The following is a 20,694-nucleotide window of genomic DNA, read 5'->3' on the forward strand; positions in this document are numbered from 1 at the left end:
AGGGAGAAACGCTCAGCCGTTCAAACGGCGCTCAATGCGAATCGCGCGGCACCGGCGCGCCGCTCGACCCGACCAGAAAGTCGAGATCCGCCCCCTGATCCGCTTGCAGCACGTGTTCGACATAGAGCTTGTAGTAGCCGCGCGCGGGCGGCGCGGGCGGCTGCCACGCGGCGCGGCGGCGCGCGAGTTCTTCGTCGGTAATGTCCAGATGAAGCCGGCGGGCCTGCACGTCGAGTTCGATCATGTCACCGGTTTGCACGAACGCGAGCGGACCGCCCGCGGCCGCTTCAGGCGACACGTGCAGCACCACCGAGCCATATGCCGTGCCGCTCATGCGGCCGTCGGAAATGCGCACCATGTCCGTGATGCCTTTTTGCAGCACCTTCTTCGGCAGCGGCATGTTGCCGACTTCCGCGAATCCCGGATAACCCTTTGGCCCCGCCCCCTTGAGCACCATCACGCAATGCTCGTCGATGTCGAGCGAATCGTCGTCGATCTTCGCGTGCAATTCCTCGATGTTCTCGAACACCACCGCGCGGCCACGATGTTTCAGCAGATGCGGCGTCGCGGCCGACGGCTTGATTACCGCGCCGTTCGGCGCCAGGTTGCCCTTGAGCACCGCAATGCCGGCCTTCGGCTTGAACGGCTCGGCGAAGGTCGTGATGACCTTCTCGTCGTAGTTCGCCGCGCCGCGCACGTTGTCCCAGATCGTCTTGCCATTCACCGTCAGCGCTTCGCGATGTAGCAGGCCTTGCTCGCCGAGTTGCTTGAGCACAGCCGGCAAACCGCCCGCGTAGTAAAAGTCTTCCATCAGGTATTCGCCCGACGGTTGCAGATTCACCAGGCACGGCACGTCCGAACCCAGCTCCCAGTCCTCCAGCGACAACTCGACGCCAATGCGCTTGGCCAGCGCGATCAGATGCACCACCGCGTTGGTTGAGCCGCCGATCGCGGCATTGGTGCGGATCGCGTTTTCGAACGCCTGACGCGTGAGAATCTTGTCCATCGTCAGATCCTCGCGAACCATATCGACGATGCGCCGGCCCGCCAGATGCGCGAGCACCTGCCGGCGCGCATCGACCGCGGGAATCGCCGCGTTGTGCGGCAAGCCCATGCCGAGCGATTCGACCATCGAGGCCATCGTCGACGCCGTGCCCATCGTCATGCAGTGGCCGCGCGAGCGGTTCATGCACGACTCGGCTTCGGTGAATTCCTCCTGCGTCATCGTGCCGGCGCGCACTTCCTCGGACATCTGCCAGACGCCCGTTCCGGAGCCGATGTTCTTGCCGCGAAACCGTCCGTTGAGCATCGGCCCGCCCGACACGGCGAGCGCCGGCAGATTGCACGACGCCGCACCCATCAACAGAGCCGGCGTGGTCTTGTCGCAGCCGACCAGCAGAATCACGCCGTCCATCGGATTGCCGCGAATCGACTCCTCGACATCCATTGAAGCGAGATTGCGAAACAGCATCGCGGTAGGCCGCAAATTGGTTTCGCCAAGCGACATCACCGGAAACTCGAGCGGCAAACCGCCGGCTTCGTGCACGCCTTTTTTCACGTACTCGGCGAGCTCGCGAAAATGCGCGTTGCACGGCGTCAGTTCGGACCACGTATTGCAGATGCCGATCACTGGGCGTCCGTCGAATTCGTCGTGTGGGATCCCCTGATTTTTCATCCACGAACGATGCAAAAAACCGTCGCGGTCCTTGAGGCCAAACCACGCCTGGCTGCGCAGCGGCTTTTTAGTCTGGTTGGAATCAGCCATGAAATCTCCTGTTGGCAAGCATGTAGGGCGGGCGCGCGTCAGTGCACGCGCTTGCTGCGGCGGTACTGATCGAACAGCACCGCGAGCAGCAGAATCCCGCCGCGAATCAGGTATTGATAGAAGGTCGGCACATTCATCAGGCTCATGGCGTCCTGCACGGAGCCCATGATCAGCACGCCGACCAGCACACCGGAAATCGTCGCGACGCCGCCCGTTAGCGAAACGCCACCGAGCACGCACGCGGAGATCACGCCAAGTTCGAGACCGACCGATGTTTTCGGGTCGCCGAGACTCATGCGCGATGCCAGCATCACGCCTGCAAAACCCGTTACGAGGCCCTGCAATACGAATACTGTGATCTTGATTCGGGTGACCGGCAAGCCCGCGAGCAGAGCCGCCTCGCTATTGCCGCCGACGGCCAGCACGTTCTTGCCGAACACGGTTTTCTTCAGGAGAAAACCGAACAGCACGAAGCCGACGATGTTGCTCCAGATCGGATACGAAATGCCGAGGAACGCGCCGCCGCCGAGGTCGAAGAAACGCTCCTCCGAGATCATCACCGCGTCGCCGTTCGACGTGATGTAGGCGAGGCCGCGCACGACCTCCATCATCGCGAGCGTGACGATCAGCGAGTTGATCTTGTAGCGCGCGACCAGCACGCCGTTGACCAATCCGACCGCGCCACCCGCGAGCACACCGGCGGCGATACCGAGCGTCACGCTATGGGTCGCGGTGATCAAGGTGGACGCCACCACGCCGGCAAACGCAACGATCGACGCCACCGACAGATCCACTTCGCCGAGCGCGAGCACGAACATCATCGTCACGGAGATCGAGCCGATCAGCGTGACGGAAAGCAGCAGCCCCTGGATGTTTCGCGAGCTTAAAAAGTCCGGCACGGTGAACGACAATACCGCGAACAGGATGACGAACACCATCACGATGCCGGACTTGTTGATCAGGTCCCAGGTGCGTGCGGCGCGCGCGCTCAAGCCCGACGAAGCGACGGCTGGAGTAGGGGAGTCGGTTGAGGGTGTGTGCATAGTGTCTATTCCGTTTTCAATGGCGCAATCCGGTTCGGTTGCCTTGGGTTGCCTTGGGTTGCCATCCGTAGCCCGATACGCGTGGCGTTCCTAACGAGGCAGCGCGAGCTTGATCAGCGCATCGGGTGTGGCCTGCGCTTTCGGCAGGTTGCCGACGATGCAGCCTTCCTTCATCACGATCACGCGATCCGCCACACCGATCACTTCGGCCAGATCGCTCGACACAACGATGACCGTGCGGCCGGCCTCGGCGAGTCCGTACAACAGCCCGTATATTTCGCTGCGCGCGCCGACGTCGATACCGCGCGTGGGTTCGTCCATCAGGAACACGTCGATCTCTTCGGCGAGCCAACGCGACAGAATCACCTTCTGCTGATTGCCGCCGGAGAGGGTGCCAATCGGTGTTTCGCCGTTACGCGTTTTGATCGAAAGCTTGCCGATAAACTCTTTCGCGGTTTGCGCTTCCTTGCGGCCGTTGAGCACGTTGAAGCGGCTGAAGTGGCGGCGGCAACTGATATTGAGGTTGTCCGATACCGAGGCAATCGAAACGATGCCTTCCTGCTTGCGATCTTCCGGACACAGCGCGACGCCCGCACGCACCGCATCGCGCGGCGTGGCGAAGCGCACGCGCCGGCCTTTGAGCGCAATCTCGCCGGCCTCCGGTTTCACGGCCCCGCAGATAAGCTTCATCAACTCGGAACGTCCCGCACCGACCAGCCCGAAGAACCCGAGGATTTCGCCTTTACGTGCGCTAAACGAAGCCGGTTCGCGCAGGCCACGTCCCATCAATTCCCTGACCTCGAGTTGCACACCGCCGAGTTCGCGTGAGCGATAGCCGTACACGTCGGCGATCGAGCGGCCCACCATGCAACTGATCAGGCGATCGCGATCGAGTCCTGCGCCGGCTTCGAACGTATCGATGCGGCGGCCATCGCGAAACACCGTCACGCGATCGCACAGTTCGTAGACTTCGTCCATCCGATGCGTGACGTAGATAATCGCGCGGCCCTCAGCCTTCAATGCGCGAATAATCCGGAACAGCTGCGTGGTTTCGCGCGACGACAACGAACTCGTCGGTTCGTCGAACGCGATCACGCGTGCATCGCGCATCAGCGCTTTACCGATCTCGATCATCTGGCGCTGACCGATCGAGAGATTTTTCACCTGCTGCGCAGGGCCGATCTTTTCGCCGAGTCGTTCCAGTTCGCGCACTGCGCGTGCAAGCAGCGCTTTTTCATCAAGCACGCCGAAGCGGTTGGGCAGCGCACCGAGCATCAGGTTTTCCGCCACCGTCAACTCCGGCACCAGATGCAGTTCCTGGTAGATGATCGCAACGCCCGCCGCGATGGCCGCTTTCGTGGTGACGAACTGCTGCTCGACGCCATCGAGCGACAAGCTGCCCGCCGCCGGCTGATTCACGCCGGACAGCACTTTGAGCAGCGTCGATTTGCCGGCGCCGTTTTCGCCCATCAAGCCGTGTACTTCGCCGCGCCGTACGTCGAGCGACACCTGGTCGAGCGCGAGCACGCCGGGAAAGCGCACGGTGATGCCGTCGAGCCGCAGATACGGGTCAGCCGACGTAAGCGCAGGTGAGTGCGCCTCTGCGGGCAGCGCCGTTTCGCCAATATGAGAAACCGTCATCGAAAAGCCTCTAGCGGGGTGGACCAGCTACGCGGGCCGCTGTCGCGTCAGTGTTAGCGTCGACGTGAAAAAGAAGCCCGCTTCGCGCAAACTCGACTACAGGTTAAATACCGAGTTCTTTACGCACGTCCTGCCAGTTGCTGCGCACCATCAGCTTGCCGGTGGTTTGCGTATCGGCCGGCGGCTGCTTGCCGTCCTTGATCCACTCGACGAGGTTTTCCGTGCTCTCCTTGCCGTGCATCGTCGAGCTCACGGCGATCGTGCCGTAGAAGCCCGTCGGTTCCTTCTTCTGGAACTCGGCGAATGCTTCGCCCGCACCGTTGATGCCGACGCCGATCACATCGGCCGCCGGAATGTGCAGTTGTTCGGTCGCACGAACGCCGCCCAGCACGCTTTCCTCATTGAGCGCGAAGATCACCCACTTCTTGATGTTCGGATGCTGCGCGAGCACCGGCGACGATGCGTTGAAACCGCCTTCGTCGTCGGTGGTCTTCTGCGGCGCGTCGAAGATGTTTTCCTTCTTGAAGCCGCCGGCCAACAACGTTTCCGTCGCGCCGTCGGTGCGCAGTTTGGCGGTCGGCAGTTCGTAGTTCGTGATGCGCAGCGCGCCGACCTCTTCCGGCTTCCAGCCGCGGCGCTTCATCTCTTCGGAGATCGCCGTGCCGACCTGATTGCCGATCTTGAACGCCGACATGCCCAGGTGCGGCACATTCGGCAGCGGCTTGCCGGTGGAGTCGACCAGTTGATCGTCGACGGTGACGAACTTCATGTTGTAGCGCTTCGCACGCGCCTGAATCGCCGGTCCGAGCCGCACGTCGGGCGCGCAGATCACGAAACCTTTGGCGCCTTGTGCGCCGAGATTGTCGATGGCAGCGAGCACTTTCTCGCCGTCCGGCGTGCCGATGTTGACCACAGAGAAGCCGTCCTTCTGACCAAGCGCGGTGGCAGCCTTCTGTTCATTGATGAACCAGGCCTGCTCCGGCATCTTCACGAGGAAGCCGACTTTGAGCGGTTGATCGGCGTGCGCGGAGAATTGTGCGGCAAAGGGTGCGGCGAGGGCCGCGGCGGCGATCGCGGATAGCGTCAAACGGCGAAGCTTGCTGGTCATACCTGTCTCCTGAGGTTGAAAAGCTGCATTGATTTCGTTTATTTGCAGCGAGGGTGCACGGCGGCGTCAGCCGGAACGTGGATAAGGGTTCGGGTGAAGCGCGCAATGCGTGGCCGTGGCCGCCGTGCGGCAAGTCGTGCATCGAGAGATGGATTGACCCGTGGTCCGAGTTGCTCTCATGGCCATCAACTCGCAACGTAGGCCGTTTTCACGGCCGTCCAGAACGCTGCATCGGTGACGCCGTAGGCCGACGCCTTGCGACCCCCACCAGGCGCGTGATGCTCAACGACGGTGGTCGGCAGATTGATCGTGACGAGGCCGCACTGCGCGTGACGGCGGAAATGCCGCGCGCGGCTCAGCGAGCGCGTGCAGATGCCGGCGCATAACCCGTAGGCGGTGTCGTTCGCGAGATGCAGGGCGTGGTCGTAATCGTCGGCGTTCAGCACCACGGCAAGCGGGCCGAAAAGCTCTTCTCGCGCGATGCGGTGTTCCGGTTCGCCGGCGAACAGCGCCGGTTCGAAAAAGTAACCTCGGGTCGTGCGTTCAGCGCGTTCGAGTTGACGGCCGCCGCACAGCAATTCCGCGCCTTCCTGCTGACCGATCCGCACGTAGTCGAGATTGCGCTCCAACTGCGCGGCGTTGGCGAGCGGACCGATATCCGTACCGTGCTTCAGTGCGTGATCGACGCTGAGTTTTGCGAGCCTCGTCTGCAACGCGTCGACGAACGGCTCGAACACCGCGCGTTCGACGATCAGCCGCGACGCGGCTGTGCTGCGTTGGCCGGCGCAGCCGTAGGCGCCGCTGAGCGCTGCGTCGACAGCGCCGTCGAGATCGGCATCGGCGAGCACCACGAACGGATTCTTGCCGCCCATTTCCAGTTGCACGCGCGCCTGTCTCGCCGCTGCAACCTGTAGGACACGCGTGCCGGTTTCCGCCGAACCGGTAAAGCTGATCGCCGCCACCAGCGGATGCGCGGCGATCCGCGCGCCGACCTGCCGCCCGCTGCCCATCACCAGGTTGAATACCCCGGCCGGCAAGCCGGCCCGGCTCACGATCGATGCCAGCGCCGCCGCGCAAGCCGGCACGGATTCGGCCGGTTTGAAGACCACGCAATTGCCATAGGCGAGGGCGGCGCCGATCTTCGCGGCGGCAATCGCGAGCGGCGCGCTCCACGGCGCGATGATGCCGACCACGCCAAGCGGTTCACGCGTCACGTCGATTTCGACACCGGTGCGTGCCGATACCCCTGATTCAGCGGACACGCGAAGGGCTTCGGCGGCGAAGAACCTGAAGATCTGGCCGGCTCGCGTGGCTTCGGCCAGCGCTTCCGGCAGCGTCTGGCCGACTTCGCGCGCGAGCAGCCGGCCCAGTTCGTCACGGCGCGCCAGCATCTCGCTGCCGATCGCATCGAGCGCGTCCGCGCGGCGCTGTGCCGAACCCAGCGACCATTCGCGGAACGCCGCGCTGGCTGCTTCGATCGCGGTATCGGTCTGCCTCGCGTCGGCCCGCACGTACTCACCGACCGGCTCGTCAAGATCCGACGGATTGAGCGACACGCCCGTGGTCGCGCCCGTCTCCCAGCCGCCATTGATGTAATGGCGGAACGGACTGGCAACAAGCGGGACGAGCGGATCGCGATTCATCGACGGGAAGGCATTACCTAAGGAAAACTTGTGAGGACGCTCACAAAGTCCACGAATGGTATGAGCCGTCCCAATAACTTTCCAATCCCTTTTTCGGCCATCCCGATATCAATTTCGATATGGCATCATGGAGGCTTCACGACGGCAAATCGTCCAACAGACGGCCTCAGGCCGCATAGGGAGACAGGCCATGACGACTCGTAGCTACTCGAACTGGTTCGTGCGGGCGCGCCTCAAGACACGGCAGTTGCTGCTGCTTGCGGCAATGGAAGAGGAGGGCAACGTCCGGCGCGCCGCCGACGTGCTCGGCATGACCCAGCCCGCCGCGTCGCGGCTCCTGAAAGAGCTCGAGGACATGCTGGAGGTAAGTCTGTTCGACCGTACGCCGCACGGCATGCACGCCACGCTGTACGGCGAGGTGATGATCCGTCACGCGCGCATGGTGCTCTCGAATCTCAGCCACGCGCATGACGAAATCTCCGCACTACGCGCCGGTCTGGCCGGCCAGGTGCGGATCGGCGTAATCGCCGCAGCCGCCGCGACAATGGTGCCGCGCGCCATCGCGAGCGTGAAAGAACGCTATCCCCAGTTGCAGATCTGGGCGGAAGTGGAAACCTCGGACGTGATGCTGCCGAGACTTGCCGAGGGCGAACTGGACATCATGATCGGCCGGGTATTGGAGCGGCAAAATCAGCTCAAGGCGGAAATCCGCTACGAACCGCTCGCCGACGAGCCGCTATGTGTGGTGGCGCGTCCCGGCCATCCTCTCGAAAATGAAACAGGTTTGACACTGCGCGGAATCGTCAATGCGAGCTGGGTTTTGCACCCGCCGGGCAGTGTGCTGCGCCATCGCTTTGATCTGATGTTTTCGCAGATTGGACTGAATCCGCCCCAAAACGTAGTCAATACCAACAATTTTCTGGCAATTTCGAGCTTATTGCTTCAAAGCGACATGTTGGCGGTTTTACCCGACGAAGTGGCGCGCCAGTACCAACAGTACGGTGTTCTCAAGCGTATACCGCTCGATTTACCGTGCAGAATGGATACATTCGGTATCATCACGCGCCAGTCGCACCTGCTTTCGCCGGCGGCCTCCATCGTGCTCGAAGCCTTGCGGGAAGCCGCAGGCGAGGTGTACGGCAGCAGCTTCGAACCGGCAGTGGCGCGATAAATGCTTCTCCCGTTGCAATAGTCGCAAATGCAGCCGGCTTTCGGCTCGGGAGGAACACGCGATGTACACCAAACACCGAACACGGCAACGCGCCGTCGACGATTCTTTTTCTGTTCGCTCCGGCTCCGGTGGGGCGAGCGCCTGGTTTAGCAACGGCATGGCTCTCAAATCGACGATTTACAAGGCAGAACTCCAGATCGCCAACATGGACCGGCACTACTACGCCGACCATGCGCTGACGATCGCCCGTCATCCCTCCGAAACCGACGAACGGATGATGGTGCGCGTCGCCGCATTTGCGCTATTCGCGCAGGAACGGCTCGAATTCTGTAAAGGTTTGTCGGATGTCGACGAACCGGACCTCTGGCAAAAAGACCTGACGGGCGCGATCGAAACCTGGATCGAAGTCGGCCAACCGGACGAACGGCGCATTGCGAAGGCAAGCGGCCGCTCGAACGAAGTGATCGTGATCGCTTATGGCGGCCGCACCTCGGACATCTGGTGGCAAGGAGTGCGCAGCAAGGTCGAACGCATGCGCAATGTGACGGTCTGGACGCTTGGCGAAGACGTTGCCGCCGCGTTGGGCTCGCTCGCCGAACGGACCATGCGTCTGCAATGTACGGTGCAGGATGGCGAAGCGTGGCTCGGCAGCGCCGACGCCGATGCGGTGAAGATCGAATGGACGGTGTTGAAAGCGCCTGCCAACGTCTGATGACGCGGTAAGCGCTGGCTACCGCCGACCGCGCATGCCGCACTAACTTCGTCTATGGCTGCGCACGCCTGAATCGTTTGACAGCCGTCGGTCGCACCGGCCGGAACGTGGCGGCTACGCCCGTCATAGAGACGTCGCACGTGCTGCTTCGGGCGGCCCTTTGAGTTCGACCATATTGCCTTCCGGGTCGAATAGATACAGCGACTGACCAAACCCATCGGCGCCGTAACGCAAAGCCGCTTCGCCAGGCCGCGCGCCGTGTTCGGCCAGATGCGCCGTAAGCGCTTCGGCGTCGAACGGTTCGACACGCAAACACACGTGGTCCATATTCCGCCCCGCGCCCGGCACCCCATTCTCGGGATGATCGAGCTTCGCGCCAACCTTTAACAGATCGATCAGCGAACGGCCCGCACGTAATTGCGTCAGGCCCAGATCGGGCTGCTCCTTCTCGATGCTGCAACCAAGCACTTCGCAATAAAAACGCGTCATCTCCGGAACATTCGACGCCCGAATGACGATGTGATCGATCTCGCGGATATGGATTTTCATGTCGAATGCCCCTTGGCCGGGTCGCAGAACGGGTGAACAGCCATCAGTGTAGGAGATAGCAGGGGGCAGCGAGAACGGGCGATGAGCCGTGCGCGAGGGTCAGATCAGAAAACATCAGACGAAAAAAAGCCCGCTCTATGTGGAGCGGGCTGAATCCATATCAGGAGGAGACATGGAGGAGACAGGTACTAATATACACATGGGGTTGGTGCGACGCAATAACTTTTTAAGGGAAAACCCGATATCGTGCCAAATTGTCGCAGTTTGGGGCGAAACGAGCGCCTGGCGGGCGCCCGGAGCCTACGAGGAAGCGCAATGACAGAGCAAGAACCGGAGCGTAGTGTGTTGGCATGCGGCCTACATTGGTGAGCATCGACAGCGCTTTTTCGGGACCATCATGAACCGCACCGACCGTACTTTCCATACCGAAACCGGCAGCGAAACCGCCATTCGCGACACCCACTGGACCACCGACGCCGAGCGTTGGGACGCCGTCACCCGCCGCGAGCCGCAGGCCGACGGCGCGTTCTTCTACGCCGTCAAAACGACGGGCGTGTTCTGCCGCCCGTCATGTGCATCGCGCCAGCCACGCCGCGAAAATGTCGCATTCTTCACCGACGTCGACACCGCGCGCGCCGCGGGCTATCGCGATTGCAAGCGCTGCCAGCCCGGCGGCCTGCCGCGCGAGCTGGAGATCGTCAATCGCGCGTGCGCCGCGCTGGACGCCGATCCGCAACAGCGCCTCACGCTCGCGCAATTGAGCGACGCCGTGCATGTCAGCCCATTTCACTTGCAGCGCCTGTTCAAGCGCGTGGTGGGGGTGTCGCCGCGTCAGTACCAGGCCGCGCAGCGCGGCGCCGCGTTGCGCGATGCGCTGCAGAGCGGCTCGGACGTGACCCGCGCCACGCTCGACGCCGGCTTCGGCTCGCCATCGCGCATGTACGACAGCGCGTCGGCGGAATTGGGCATGGCGCCGTCCGCGTTCCGCCGCAAGGGTGCGGGGCTTACCGTGCGTTACGCCAGCGCACCGACCTCGCTCGGCTTCGTGCTGGTCGCTGCCACCGACAAAGGTATTTGCAAGATCGGGTTTGGCGACGATGCCGCGATACTCGCCGACGATTTACGCGGCGAATTCGCCAACGCCCAGTTGGTCGAAGATGCGGCGCGGCTCGCACCGTTCATCGCACAGATCGATGCCTATCTGCGCGGCACGCGGCAGGACTTCGACCTGCCTCTGGATATTGCCGCCACCGCCTTCCGGCAGCGTGTGTGGGACGCATTACGCCGCATTCCCTACGGCGAGACGCGCAGCTATTCGCAGATCGCAGAAGCCGTCGGTTCACCTCGCGCCGTGCGCGCGGTGGCGAGCGCGTGTGCGACGAATCCGGTCGCGTTGGCGATTCCGTGTCATCGCGTCGTGCAAAAGGGTGGAGCGCTCGCGGGGTATCGGTGGGGGCTGCCGCGCAAGGCCGCGCTGCTCGACAACGAAGCCCGGCACGCCGGCGACGTTTCGCCGGACAAACCTGAGCGCCGCGAACCTGCGGCCGTTACCGCCACCGCTAAACTGGACCACGCCGCGTGAGCACGCTTGACGACGTTGCAACACTCGAATTGCCCTTCAAACCACCCTTCGACTGGCCGCGTCTGCTGCGCTTTTTCGGTGGACGCGCGACGCCCGGCGTCGAAGCGGTCGAAGACGGCGCCTATCGCCGCGCGATCGATTGGGCCGGCGACAGCGGCACGCTGACCGTACGCCTGCATCCGCGCAAGCGCTGCCTCGTCGCGAGCATCGAAGGCCCGGCGAGCCGTCACGCCGACGCGCTCGCCACGCCGATCGCGAGAATGTTCGACCTGCACGCCGATCCCAGGAAAATCGGCCGTGAACTGGCCGCCGACCCGTGGCTCGCGCCGTTGATCGAAGCCGTGCCAGGTTTGCGCGTGCCGGGGGCGTGGTCGGGCTTCGAACTGGTGGTGCGCGCGATCGTCGGCCAGCAGGTGAGCGTGAAAGCGGCCACTACGATCATCGGACGATTGGTGCAGCGTGCCGGCGAGCGCATCGAAGGTCATCCGCATGAGCACACCGCGTGGCGCTTTCCGACACCCGCCGCGCTCGCCGCAGTGGATCTGGAAAAGATCGGCATGCCGGGTAAACGCGTAGCAGCCTTGCAGGGCTTCGCACACGCCGTGGCGACGGGCGACGTGCCGCTCGACAGCAAGGCCGCGGACGCCGACAGCCTGCGCGCGGCGCTACTCGCACTCCCTGGCATCGGCCCATGGACGGTGGAGTATGTGGCGATGCGCGCATGGCGTGATGCCGACGCGTGGCCCGCGTGGGACCTGGTGCTGATGCAATCGATCTGCGCCCGCGACCCATCGCTCGTGAGACCCACGCAGCAGCGCGCACGCACGGACGCATGGCGGCCGTGGCGCGCGTATGCGGCGATGCATCTATGGAACGAGGTGGCGGACCGGGCAGGGGCCGCGCGCGGCGGCTGACGTCGTGCGGCCATTGGCGCATGAGGGGAGTGGGTTGCGGGGCAAGCCATTTGTCCTGAAATTAGGCCGGGCGGTGTCGCCTGAAGGCCTGCCGAAGCGGCCTCAAGCAGCCGTTCTGGCGAGATGTTAAAGTGCCCGCTACCCGAAAATTCCGCCGAACGTTGTCAACCGCGCAGTGCTGCACCTGAGCAGTGAAGCGGTACATGGCGGCCGACAACGCCCGACACGCATCAATGCCAAACACGACACCTTCCCGCACGAACGACGCGCTGTTGCACCGCCTCTCGGTGCTGAGCTCAGGCCCGCAGCGCGACGCGCTGATACGTGGCCTGCGCGGCATCGAAAAGGAAAGCCTGCGCGTAACGCACGACGGCCGGCTCGCCTTGACGCCGCATCCGCTCACGCTTGGTTCGGCGCTCACGCATCCGTCGCTGACCACCGACTATTCCGAGGCGTTGCTCGAACTGATTACGCCGGCCGAGCACGACGTCGCGCTCACGCTCGAGAAGCTCGATACGCTGCATCGTTTCGTCTACGCCGAACTGGGCGACGAGATCTTGTGGAACAACTCGATGCCTGGCCTGTTGCCCGATACGGACGAGGGCATTCCGATCGCACATTACGGCACGTCGAATATCGGCAAACTGAAGTACGTGTACCGCATAGGCCTCGCGCTCCGTTACGGCCGCACGATGCAGTGCATTGCGGGCATCCACTACAACTATTCGCTGAACGAAGAAGTGTGGCGGGCATGGCATGCGGACCAGCAATCCACCGCCAATGCCGTCGATTTCCAGTCCGACCGCTACCTCGCGCTGATCCGCAATTTCCGCCGCACCAACTGGCTGCTGATGTACCTGTTCGGCGCGTCGCCGGCACTGGATCGCCGCTTCCTGCGCGATCGCAAGCACACGCTCGAGACCTTCGACGCCGACACGCTGTATCGTCCGTACGCGACCAGTTTGCGCATGAGCGATCTCGGCTACTCGAACACCACGGCACAGGCCGCGCTGCACGCCGACTACGACACGCTGCCGGGCTACCTCGACGCACTCGCGAAGGCCGTGAGCCAGCCGTACCCCGCGTACGAGGCAATCGGCACGCAACGCGACGGCGAGTGGGTGCAGATCAACACGAACGTGTTGCAAATCGAAAACGAGTTCTACTCGACGATCCGTCCGAAGCGCGTCACGTACCCGGGCGAGCGTCCGCTGCATGCGTTGGCTGCACGCGGCGTGCAGTATGTCGAAGTGCGCTGCATGGACATCGACCCATTCGAGCCGACCGGCATTTCGCTGGAGACGTCACGCTTCCTCGATGCTTACCTGCTGGTCTGCGCGCTCGACGACAGCGCGCCACTGCCGCCGGACGCCTATGCCGAGGCGAACCAGAACTTCGGCAGCGTGACGATGGAGGGCCGCAAACCGGGCCTCGAACTGACGCGCGACGGCAAGCCGATTGCGATGACGGATTGGGCGAACGAACTGTTCATCCAGATCGACGCGGCCGCCGCGAAGCTCGATGCATTGCACGGCGGCGACGCCCACGCCCGCGCCGTGGCGGTTCAACGCGCGAAACTGGCGGATGCGTCGCTGACACCGTCCGCACGCGTGTTGCAAACGATGCGCGACAAGCAGCAGAGCTTTCTCGAATTTGGCCTTGAGCAAAGCGAAGCGCACGCCGCTTATTTCCGCTCGCGTCCGCTGGATGCCGCGCAGACCAAAGAATTCACCGACCTTGCTGCGAAATCGCTGGCCGAGCAGGCAAAACTTGAGCGGGAAGAAGTTGGTTCGTTCGACGCATTTGTCGCGGCTTACCGGGCGTTCACACTGAATCGGTTCAGCGTGTAAACAACGTATCAGACGAACCCGGAAAAACGCCTTCAGAGCAAATGCCGTTCAGTGAATACTGAACGGCATTTTCATTTGCCGAACCGCAAGCGGTTTGATGGCCGCTTTTCCATTGCGCACAGGTAACGTCTACGCCAGGCGACCTTCGATACCCGGCCATACCGGCAAAATCTCCCCGCGCCTCGGCTATTCGTAAGCGCGCATGAAACACCTTGTCGGGGATGCGGTCCAACGTGTATGACACGTTCCGGAGCGGGAGGCTTTAACGCGATGAAAAAAGGTCTGTTGGCCGTACTGTGCCTGGCGGCGGCGGGGTGTTCGACACAGGGGCAGGTCGATCCGGGCGTGATGCAGATCGCGACCACGCCGTTGACGTGTTCGACGAAGGCTGAGTGTGACGTTTGGTGGCAGCGTGCGCAGACGTGGGTAGCGGGGCATTCGAAGTACAAGATCGAGTCTTCGACGGACACGTTGATCCAGACGGCGGGTCCGGACGGCGGCAAGCGTGCGCTCGCGTACCAGATAACGCGCACAGCGAATCCGGACGGCACGGCGACGATTGGTTTCGCTGCGCATTGCGACGGAGCGCTCGGTTGCAAACCGAACCCATGGGAAGCGGGCGCCGACTTCAAGGAATACGTACGAAGTGGCACGCCAACGGGCGCGCCGCAGAGCGGCGAGAAGCCATCGCAAGGTGCACCCACGGCGATGCACCCGGACGCATCGGGCCAATCGATCCCGGGCGAACCAGTAGCGCAGTGAGAGAAGGGAAAGCTCCCGCGGAAACAGCGAGCAGACGCAAAAAAACTCGCCGCATAAAATCCAGCGGCCGGTTTTATGAACTAGGTATCGGCGCGCGCAGCGCCGCCGGAGGTATGACTGCCTTGTCACTGAGGCGGAGTGTGCGGGAACACAGATTCCAGATGCACCACTACCGTGGCTGTGCGGGGGACCCGCTTAAGAGCTGGCGGTGTAAAGCCGCTTTCTTTTGCCTACTTTTCTTTGCGGCATGCAAAGAAAAGTAGGTGCCGCCCCGCACAGGGGCAACACTAATAGACCACTACCAAAGCAAGGAAAGGCCAACACCATAAGCAAACAGCCAAGGCGCCGCACAAGCACAAAAAACAGTCAATGCCCCATAGAAGGCCCAACCCCTTTCCGGGGTTTAGTAACCCAAACAAGCACCGCCAACACCAAAAACGCCGCACAAGAAATGCGAAAAAAGTCATTAGTGGCCATCATATAAGCCTGCGCCGTAACAACCTGATTCAACTGAGCGGTGAGACCATCCCCAGAAAGCCCGATCCCGGCGAGCGCATTGGTATAAGCATTGGTATTAGCCGAATAAACATTAACCGAATCGGTCAGCATCGCATGATGATAGATCGTGTCATTTTCCCAGTAAGTCGTACTAACAGCCGTCCCAATCGCCCCCGACAGTGTCCGAAAAAAGTTAGACAAACCGGAAGCACTAGCAAGCCGCTCATCCGACACGCTGGACAGCGTAATAGTAGTCATCGGCACAAAGAAGCAGGCAACGCCGATACCTTGCACCAACCTCGGCCAGATCACATGATTGAATGGCACATCGAGCGTAAAAGTCGAGTTCCAGAACGACACCAGCGCAAACACGATGAACGCAAAACTCGCCACCACACGCAGATTCAACCGATGCATATTCTTGCCGATCATCGGCGACAGAAACAGCGCAAGAATGCCGACTGGCGCCGTCGCCAGACCGGCGATCCCGGCGGTATATCCCATCACCGTCTGCAGCCACAGCGGGAAAATCACCACAGACCCGAAGAACGCCATAAACCCGAACGAAATAATCACCACCCCGAGCGCGAAGTTGCGATCCTTGAATAGCGAAAGATCGACAACGGGTTCCTTATCCGTCATCTCCCAAACCAGCAGGAACGCAATCGACACCACCGCGATAATCGCCAGCGTGACGATAAAGGTCGAGTTGAACCAGTCGCGGTCCTTGCCTAGGTCGAGCACCATCTGCAGACAAGACACGCCGATCACGAGCAACGCGAGACCGACCGCATCGATACGCTGTTTGGTGACCTTGGTCTCACGGCCGCGCAACAGCAGGAACGCGCACACCGCCGAGAACAAGCCGATCGGCACGTTGATATAGAAAATCCACGGCCACGTGTAGTTGTCGGTGATATAGCCGCCCATCACGGGCCCGAAAATCGGCGCGCAGATCACCGTCATCGCCCAGAGCCCAAGCGCGAGTCCGCGTTTTTCCGGTGGGTACGAGCGCATCAGAATCGTCTGCGAGAGCGGGACCATCGGCCCGGAAACAAGCCCCTGCAGAAGCCGGAACGCAATCAGCGACTCGAAATTGTGCGCGAAGCCGCACAGCGCCGAGGCGATCGTGAAAAGCAGAACAGACAGCGTGAACAGTCGCACCTCGCCGACACGCCGCGCGAGCCAGCCGGTTAGCGGGACCGCGATCGCTGATGCGACGGAATAGGACGAGATGACCCAGGTGCCCTGACTGGTCGCCACGCCGAGGCTGCCGGAAATGGTCGGCACGGCGACGTTCGCGATCGACGTATCGAGCACTTCCATGAACGTGCCCAGCGCGAGGCCGACGGTAAGCAACGCCAGCGCCCCGCCTTTCAGCGGCGCGGGTTCGGCGGCGGGTAGGGCATCGGCGGAAGCCGTAGCAGCCATGTGTGATTCTCCTCAACCGGGAAAGCTTGTCGCGGCAGCTTTATCGCACCCGTCTAACGGTGTGCTTACATGCCGGATCACCCTCTGCCCAGACAGACATTTTCAAACAACGGCGCGTTCAAAAGCGCCTCCTGGTTACCGCTCGCCGTGCTTTGCCGACGGCTCTTCGGGTGAGTCTTCCAGCGCTTCCTGCGTTGATTCCAGTCCACAGCAGCCGCCCGCGCCCTCACCGATGCCGTTCGCAATGAAACGGCCGAGCAGGTCGAGCAGGGTGGCATGCTCCGCGGCGGAAAACCCGCGCAGCTGCTCGTTCAGCACGGCGGCGCCCAGACTGGGCAATTGCCGCGCGGCTTCATGGCCTTGCGGCGTCAGCTCCAGCTTGACCATCCGGCGGTCGGCGTCGCTGCGCGTGCGCACGATAAAGCCTTTCTTTTCAAGGCGATCGAGCAAACGCGTCATCGATCCGCTGTCGTATGACATGACACGCGACAACTCAAACGGCGTGTTCGCGCGCTGCGCGGACAACATCAGAATCACACCGATCTGCTGAGCGGTCAGTCCTAACGGTTTGACTGCGCGGTCGGTTCGTTCGACGAGCACGTTTCGCGCTTTCGTCAGGTAATAGCCAAGACTCGATTCGAGTCGAATCTCATCCGCTTTGTAGGGGCCGTCAGTCATCGTGTATCCGGGAACATCGCCAAGCAGAACGAATTCTAGCTGCCTAAGCAGACAAGTCAAATTGGATTTCGCACGACGCGAGCAGCACAAAAAACAACACCACTCTTGCGACCGAGCAAAGTATCTTGAAATTTAATTGCATAGTCAATATTATGATAGGCAACGAGTTACGCGCAACCTGCGCCACCCGAGACCATGTTCTGACCGATTGTCTGCACGCCGCACCGGCGCCGTGCGTAAAGGATTTCCCCCATGCTGTACCTCAAAAACACCCTCGGCGGCCTAAGCCGCTCCCTGACCGATTCCGCAATGAGCAGCTTTCAAGGGCCGCATCGCTGGTGGAAACTGGCGTTGCTCGCTGTGCTGTTTGTGCTGCCCGGTGGATCGGTAGGCGTCGCGGTGCTTGCGTGGTTCGAGCATCGGCGGGTACAGAAGGGGGTTCAGACCGCCGCAGCAGCGAAACCAGCGGAATTGCCGGCTGTGAGCGTTGCCGTCGTCGGAGCGGTCAATGGCGTTCCGGCCATCTCAGTGAGTCCTGCTGGCGCCTGCCAGACGAGAGGTGATGCACCGTGCCGGGCTGCGGCGGGCAAGCTGGCCCGGCAGACGACGTCGTCGGATTCGCGGGTTTAAAGCGTCGCGGTTTAATTCTCTTCTTCTCGCTTCTCTTCTTCTCGCAAGGCCGGCGCCGGTTCCACGTGCAGCGCTTCGCGTCGCCAAAGGCAACCAGTCCGGTAACAGCACGTAACCATCCCGATACCGTAAGTAACACACCTTCGCCTTCCCTCGCATTACCCTTTCAGTTTGCCGCGCTCATGCGGCCCCATACGCTAACATTCCGGCAGAGCCATGATCTCGCCCGGCTGGCAGTGCCGCCATTGGCCGCACTGCGGCGTCCTGAAGGAATCCATTGCATGCAGTCTGATCGAATCTCGCGCGCGCGGACGCTTGCGCCCCGAGCCCTGACTATCGCGGTAGCCGCAGGCCTCGCCGCCTCGCTGGCCGGTTGTGCAGTCGGCCCCGACTACAAGCGGCCCGCGGCCGAGATCCCCGCTTCCTACAAAGAAGCCGCACCCGGCTGGAAGGTCGCCCAGCCTGCCGATCGGCAGGACCGCGGCGACTGGTGGACCATTTACGAAGACCCGCAACTCAACGCGCTCGAAGACAAGCTGAACACGTCGAATCAGACCATTGCCCAATATGCCGCCGCCTACCGGCAGGCACGTGCGCTGGTTGGCGAGGCACGCGCGGCGTATTTTCCGACCGTCGGCGCATCGGCGGGCGTGACGCGCTCCGGCTACGGTTCGTCGTCCAGCGGCGGCGCGACGACCTCGAGCCGCTCCGGCATCAACAACAGCTACAACGTACAACTCGACGCGAGTTGGGAACCGGACCTGTGGGGTTCGGTCACGCGCTCGGTGAATTCGCAGAAGGCCGGCCAGCAGGGCGCCGCCGCCAATCTGGCGAATGCGCGGCTGTCCGCGCAGGCCACGCTCGCGCAAACCTATTTCTCACTGCGCTCGCTCGACTCGACCCAGAGGCTGCTCGACGACACCGTAGCGGCCTATCAGCGCTCGCTGCAGCTCACGCAGAACCAGTACGCGGCAGGCGTGGCCGCCCGCTCGGACGTCATTCAGGCGCAAACGCAGCTACAGTCGGCGCAGGCGGCCGCGATCGACAACGGCGTGGCGCGCGCACAAGACGAGCACGCAATCGCCGTCCTGGTCGGCGAGCCGGCCTCGACCTTCTCGATTCCGCCCATGCCGCTCACCGCTACGCCGCCTGCCGTGCCCGCGCAGATGCCGTCCGCGCTGCTCGAGCGGCGTCCGGATATCGCGGCGGCCGAGCGCACGGCGGCGGCGGCGAACGAACAGATCGGTGTCGCGATTGCCGCGTTTTTCCCGTCGCTCACGCTGTCGGCTACCGGCGGTTTCCAGAGTTCGGCGTTCTCGCAGTTGTTGACCTTGCCGTCGCGCTTCTGGACGCTTGGTCCGCAGCTCGCCGCCACGATCTTCGACGCGGGCCTGCGCCAGGCAAAGACCGAAGCCGCCCGCGCGGTCTACGATCAGGACGTCGCCACCTATCGTCAAACGATCCTGGCGGCATTCCAGGACGTCGAAGACAACCTCGCCTCGCAGCGCATCCTCGAGCAGGAAATCGTCGTGCAGCGGCAGGCCGTGGATTCCGCGCGTCAGGCGCTCGCCATCGTCACGAACGAGTACAAGGCGGGGACGGTCGGCTATGTCAACGTGCTGACCGCGCAGACCACCGCCTTCACGGCGGAGCAGAAGCTGGAGAGCCTCGCCGGGCAGCGCATGGTGTCGTCGGTGGGGCTCGTGAAAGCGCTCGGCGGTGGCTGGGATGTTTCGCAAATGAACCGCGAAACGGGCGATGTGGCGGCACCCGCGCCGTTGCCGGCAGCGTCGGCCACGCCTGTGGCGCAAAGCGGCGCTACCACGCCGGCAGCGCAAAGCGACTAGGCGCGCGGCGCAAAGGAAATGCAAAAGAGGCAGGGCCGCGATAGGCGGCCCTGCCTCTTTTTTTGTACCCGGCGCGTCAGTGCACGAACGTCAGGGCGACGCTATCCGGCCCGTTCGGCCGTCCCAGCAGATTCAGCAGTCCGGCCAGATTGTCGCGAGCTTCCGGCGCGGAGCTGGCCGTCCCCTGAAACGACGTCGAGGCTGCCGACACAGTGCCATTGCCGGTCAGCATCAGCGGCCCCTTGAGGGTCGTCAGATCCAGCGTGGACGAGGCGCCTTGCGCCTGGAACAGCAGCCGGTAAGAGCCCAGCGGCTTGACCAGCGAGACGCGCGAACTGACGTCGTTCAGCGTCACCGTCAATTGGCCGAACGCTTCCTGATTGAAGCTGCGCCAGTCAGACCAGGCAAGGCGCACGTCGCCTTGCAGATCGAGCGTATTGAACGGCGCGCCGAGCCCACTCAGCAGCGAAGCCGGCACAGCCATCGCGCCGGACGTGACGGTGGCGGTGCGCGGCGTGATGTCGACGGTGATGGGGTCGGGCATCGCCTCGCTGTGCCGCATGGTCATGCGCACGTGGCCGGTGAAGAGCGGCCAGAAGGCAGTGCGCCATTCGATCCGCCCCGGCAGCAGGGTCGCGGCACTCATGTCGGAACCGGCAGCCAGCATGAGCGTCGCCGAACCGTGCCACAGCGAGCCGGCGGGATCGACGAGATTGACGTGGCCACGGGTTTGCCTCGCGAACTGCGGCGTGATCCAGGCGGCCGGCAACAGCGTGAGCATCACGGCCGCGCTGGCCAGCACTGCGATCGCCAGCCAGGGTAGCGCGGCGCGCAGGCGCCGCATCCAGTAAGTCATGCGAGATCCTGTAA

Annotated in this window: 17 protein-coding genes; 8 read left to right on the forward strand and 9 right to left on the reverse strand. The window is 62.8% G+C overall.

Going from position 1 to position 20,694, the window contains the following annotated elements:
* Positions 1–31: 31 nt before the first annotated feature.
* From HWX91_RS05490 to HWX91_RS05510, 5 genes are all read right to left on the reverse strand, one after another.
* A complete protein-coding gene (locus tag HWX91_RS05490; protein WP_028197644.1) occupies positions 32–1,765 on the reverse strand; it encodes an IlvD/Edd family dehydratase in 1,734 nt (577 codons plus the stop codon).
* 38 nt (positions 1,766–1,803) lie between these two features.
* The gene (gene araH / locus HWX91_RS05495; protein WP_028197643.1) at positions 1,804–2,808 is read right to left on the reverse strand and encodes an L-arabinose ABC transporter permease AraH; all 1,005 of its coding nucleotides are present in this window, start codon (positions 2,806–2,808) and stop codon (positions 1,804–1,806) included.
* A gap of 90 nt (positions 2,809–2,898) precedes the next feature.
* Positions 2,899–4,449, reverse strand: coding sequence for an L-arabinose ABC transporter ATP-binding protein AraG (gene araG / locus HWX91_RS05500; RefSeq protein WP_028197642.1), 1,551 nt, complete (start codon positions 4,447–4,449; stop codon positions 2,899–2,901).
* A 103-nt stretch (positions 4,450–4,552) separates the two neighbouring features.
* Positions 4,553–5,557, reverse strand: a complete 1,005-nt coding sequence (locus HWX91_RS05505; protein ID WP_028197641.1) for an arabinose ABC transporter substrate-binding protein — start codon at positions 5,555–5,557, stop codon at positions 4,553–4,555.
* A 185-nt stretch (positions 5,558–5,742) separates the two neighbouring features.
* Positions 5,743–7,200, reverse strand: coding sequence for an aldehyde dehydrogenase family protein (locus HWX91_RS05510; RefSeq protein WP_028197640.1), 1,458 nt, complete (start codon positions 7,198–7,200; stop codon positions 5,743–5,745).
* A 190-nt stretch (positions 7,201–7,390) separates the two neighbouring features.
* On the opposite strand from HWX91_RS05510, the gene HWX91_RS05515 reads away from it, so the two are divergent.
* Positions 7,391–8,371 carry a LysR family transcriptional regulator gene (locus tag HWX91_RS05515; RefSeq protein WP_028197639.1) on the forward strand — a complete coding sequence of 327 codons (981 nt, stop codon included), beginning with the start codon at positions 7,391–7,393 and terminating at the stop codon, positions 8,369–8,371.
* 157 nt (positions 8,372–8,528) lie between these two features.
* On the forward strand, positions 8,529–9,083 hold the full coding sequence (locus HWX91_RS05520; RefSeq protein WP_028197638.1) for a YaeQ family protein: 555 nt from the start codon (positions 8,529–8,531) through the stop codon (positions 9,081–9,083).
* A 123-nt stretch (positions 9,084–9,206) separates the two neighbouring features.
* On the opposite strand, the gene HWX91_RS05525 is transcribed toward HWX91_RS05520, so the two are convergent.
* Positions 9,207–9,632, reverse strand: a complete 426-nt coding sequence (locus HWX91_RS05525) for a VOC family protein (protein WP_028197637.1) — start codon at positions 9,630–9,632, stop codon at positions 9,207–9,209.
* 397 nt (positions 9,633–10,029) lie between these two features.
* On the opposite strand from HWX91_RS05525, the gene ada reads away from it, so the two are divergent.
* The 4 genes from ada (at position 10,030) to HWX91_RS05545 (ending at position 14,740) form a co-directional block, all read left to right on the forward strand.
* Positions 10,030–11,214: a bifunctional DNA-binding transcriptional regulator/O6-methylguanine-DNA methyltransferase Ada gene (ada, locus tag HWX91_RS05530; RefSeq protein WP_028197636.1), complete on the forward strand. Its 1,185-nt coding sequence runs from the start codon at positions 10,030–10,032 to the stop codon at positions 11,212–11,214.
* Complete coding sequence (locus HWX91_RS05535) at positions 11,211–12,128, forward strand: DNA-3-methyladenine glycosylase family protein (protein WP_028197635.1); 918 nt, start codon at positions 11,211–11,213, stop codon at positions 12,126–12,128. The genes ada and HWX91_RS05535 overlap by 4 nt, the downstream gene beginning before the upstream one ends.
* Before the next feature lie 233 nt (positions 12,129–12,361).
* Positions 12,362–13,978, forward strand: a complete 1,617-nt coding sequence (gene gshA / locus HWX91_RS05540; RefSeq protein ID WP_028197634.1) for a glutamate--cysteine ligase — start codon at positions 12,362–12,364, stop codon at positions 13,976–13,978.
* 270 nt (positions 13,979–14,248) lie between these two features.
* Entirely contained in the window at positions 14,249–14,740 is a 492-nt protein-coding gene (locus HWX91_RS05545) for a hypothetical protein (protein WP_028197633.1), read from the forward strand.
* Between the two features lie 366 nt (positions 14,741–15,106).
* Here HWX91_RS05545 and HWX91_RS05550 read toward each other — a convergent pair whose 3' ends face one another.
* The gene (locus HWX91_RS05550; RefSeq protein WP_028197632.1) at positions 15,107–16,669 is read right to left on the reverse strand and encodes a DHA2 family efflux MFS transporter permease subunit; all 1,563 of its coding nucleotides are present in this window, start codon (positions 16,667–16,669) and stop codon (positions 15,107–15,109) included.
* Positions 16,670–16,804: 135 nt separating this feature from the next.
* Positions 16,805–17,347 (reverse strand): MarR family winged helix-turn-helix transcriptional regulator, encoded by a 543-nt coding sequence (locus HWX91_RS05555; RefSeq protein WP_028197631.1) that lies wholly within the window; start codon positions 17,345–17,347, stop codon positions 16,805–16,807.
* 252 nt (positions 17,348–17,599) lie between these two features.
* On the opposite strand from HWX91_RS05555, the gene HWX91_RS05560 reads away from it, so the two are divergent.
* Both HWX91_RS05560 and HWX91_RS05565 read left to right on the forward strand, forming a co-directional pair.
* Positions 17,600–17,977 (forward strand): hypothetical protein, encoded by a 378-nt coding sequence (locus HWX91_RS05560; RefSeq protein ID WP_028197630.1) that lies wholly within the window; start codon positions 17,600–17,602, stop codon positions 17,975–17,977.
* A gap of 281 nt (positions 17,978–18,258) precedes the next feature.
* Positions 18,259–19,824: an efflux transporter outer membrane subunit gene (locus HWX91_RS05565; protein WP_028197629.1), complete on the forward strand. Its 1,566-nt coding sequence runs from the start codon at positions 18,259–18,261 to the stop codon at positions 19,822–19,824.
* 76 nt (positions 19,825–19,900) lie between these two features.
* Here the strand turns inward: HWX91_RS05565 and HWX91_RS05570 are convergent, their stop codons facing one another.
* Complete coding sequence (locus HWX91_RS05570) at positions 19,901–20,680, reverse strand: type II secretion system protein N (protein ID WP_028197628.1); 780 nt, start codon at positions 20,678–20,680, stop codon at positions 19,901–19,903.
* Between the last annotated feature and the right edge of the window lie 14 nt (positions 20,681–20,694).

The organism is Paraburkholderia fungorum, assembly GCF_902833645.1.
GTDB lineage: Bacteria > Pseudomonadota > Gammaproteobacteria > Burkholderiales > Burkholderiaceae > Paraburkholderia > Paraburkholderia fungorum.

Excerpts from the sequence above, each read along its gene's own strand:
- araH (WP_028197643.1), bottom strand. The coding sequence starts at position 2,808 with ATGCACACACCCTCAACCGACTCCCCTACTCCAGCCGTCGCTTCGTCG.
- HWX91_RS05515 (WP_028197639.1), top strand. The coding sequence starts at position 7,391 with ATGACGACTCGTAGCTACTCGAACTGGTTCGTGCGGGCGCGCCTCAAG.
- HWX91_RS05520 (WP_028197638.1), top strand. The coding sequence starts at position 8,529 with ATGGCTCTCAAATCGACGATTTACAAGGCAGAACTCCAGATCGCCAAC.
- HWX91_RS05570 (WP_028197628.1), bottom strand. The coding sequence starts at position 20,680 with ATGACTTACTGGATGCGGCGCCTGCGCGCCGCGCTACCCTGGCTGGCG.
- HWX91_RS05505 (WP_028197641.1), bottom strand. The coding sequence starts at position 5,557 with ATGACCAGCAAGCTTCGCCGTTTGACGCTATCCGCGATCGCCGCCGCG.
- HWX91_RS05525 (WP_028197637.1), bottom strand. The coding sequence starts at position 9,632 with ATGAAAATCCATATCCGCGAGATCGATCACATCGTCATTCGGGCGTCG.
- HWX91_RS05545 (WP_028197633.1), top strand. The coding sequence starts at position 14,249 with ATGAAAAAAGGTCTGTTGGCCGTACTGTGCCTGGCGGCGGCGGGGTGT.
- HWX91_RS05560 (WP_028197630.1), top strand. The coding sequence starts at position 17,600 with ATGCTGTACCTCAAAAACACCCTCGGCGGCCTAAGCCGCTCCCTGACC.
- gshA (WP_028197634.1), top strand. The coding sequence starts at position 12,362 with ATGCCAAACACGACACCTTCCCGCACGAACGACGCGCTGTTGCACCGC.
- HWX91_RS05565 (WP_028197629.1), top strand. The coding sequence starts at position 18,259 with ATGCAGTCTGATCGAATCTCGCGCGCGCGGACGCTTGCGCCCCGAGCC.
- ada (WP_028197636.1), top strand. The coding sequence starts at position 10,030 with ATGAACCGCACCGACCGTACTTTCCATACCGAAACCGGCAGCGAAACC.
- araG (WP_028197642.1), bottom strand. The coding sequence starts at position 4,449 with ATGACGGTTTCTCATATTGGCGAAACGGCGCTGCCCGCAGAGGCGCAC.
- HWX91_RS05555 (WP_028197631.1), bottom strand. The coding sequence starts at position 17,347 with ATGACTGACGGCCCCTACAAAGCGGATGAGATTCGACTCGAATCGAGT.
- HWX91_RS05490 (WP_028197644.1), bottom strand. The coding sequence starts at position 1,765 with ATGGCTGATTCCAACCAGACTAAAAAGCCGCTGCGCAGCCAGGCGTGG.
- HWX91_RS05510 (WP_028197640.1), bottom strand. The coding sequence starts at position 7,200 with ATGAATCGCGATCCGCTCGTCCCGCTTGTTGCCAGTCCGTTCCGCCAT.
- HWX91_RS05550 (WP_028197632.1), bottom strand. The coding sequence starts at position 16,669 with ATGGCTGCTACGGCTTCCGCCGATGCCCTACCCGCCGCCGAACCCGCG.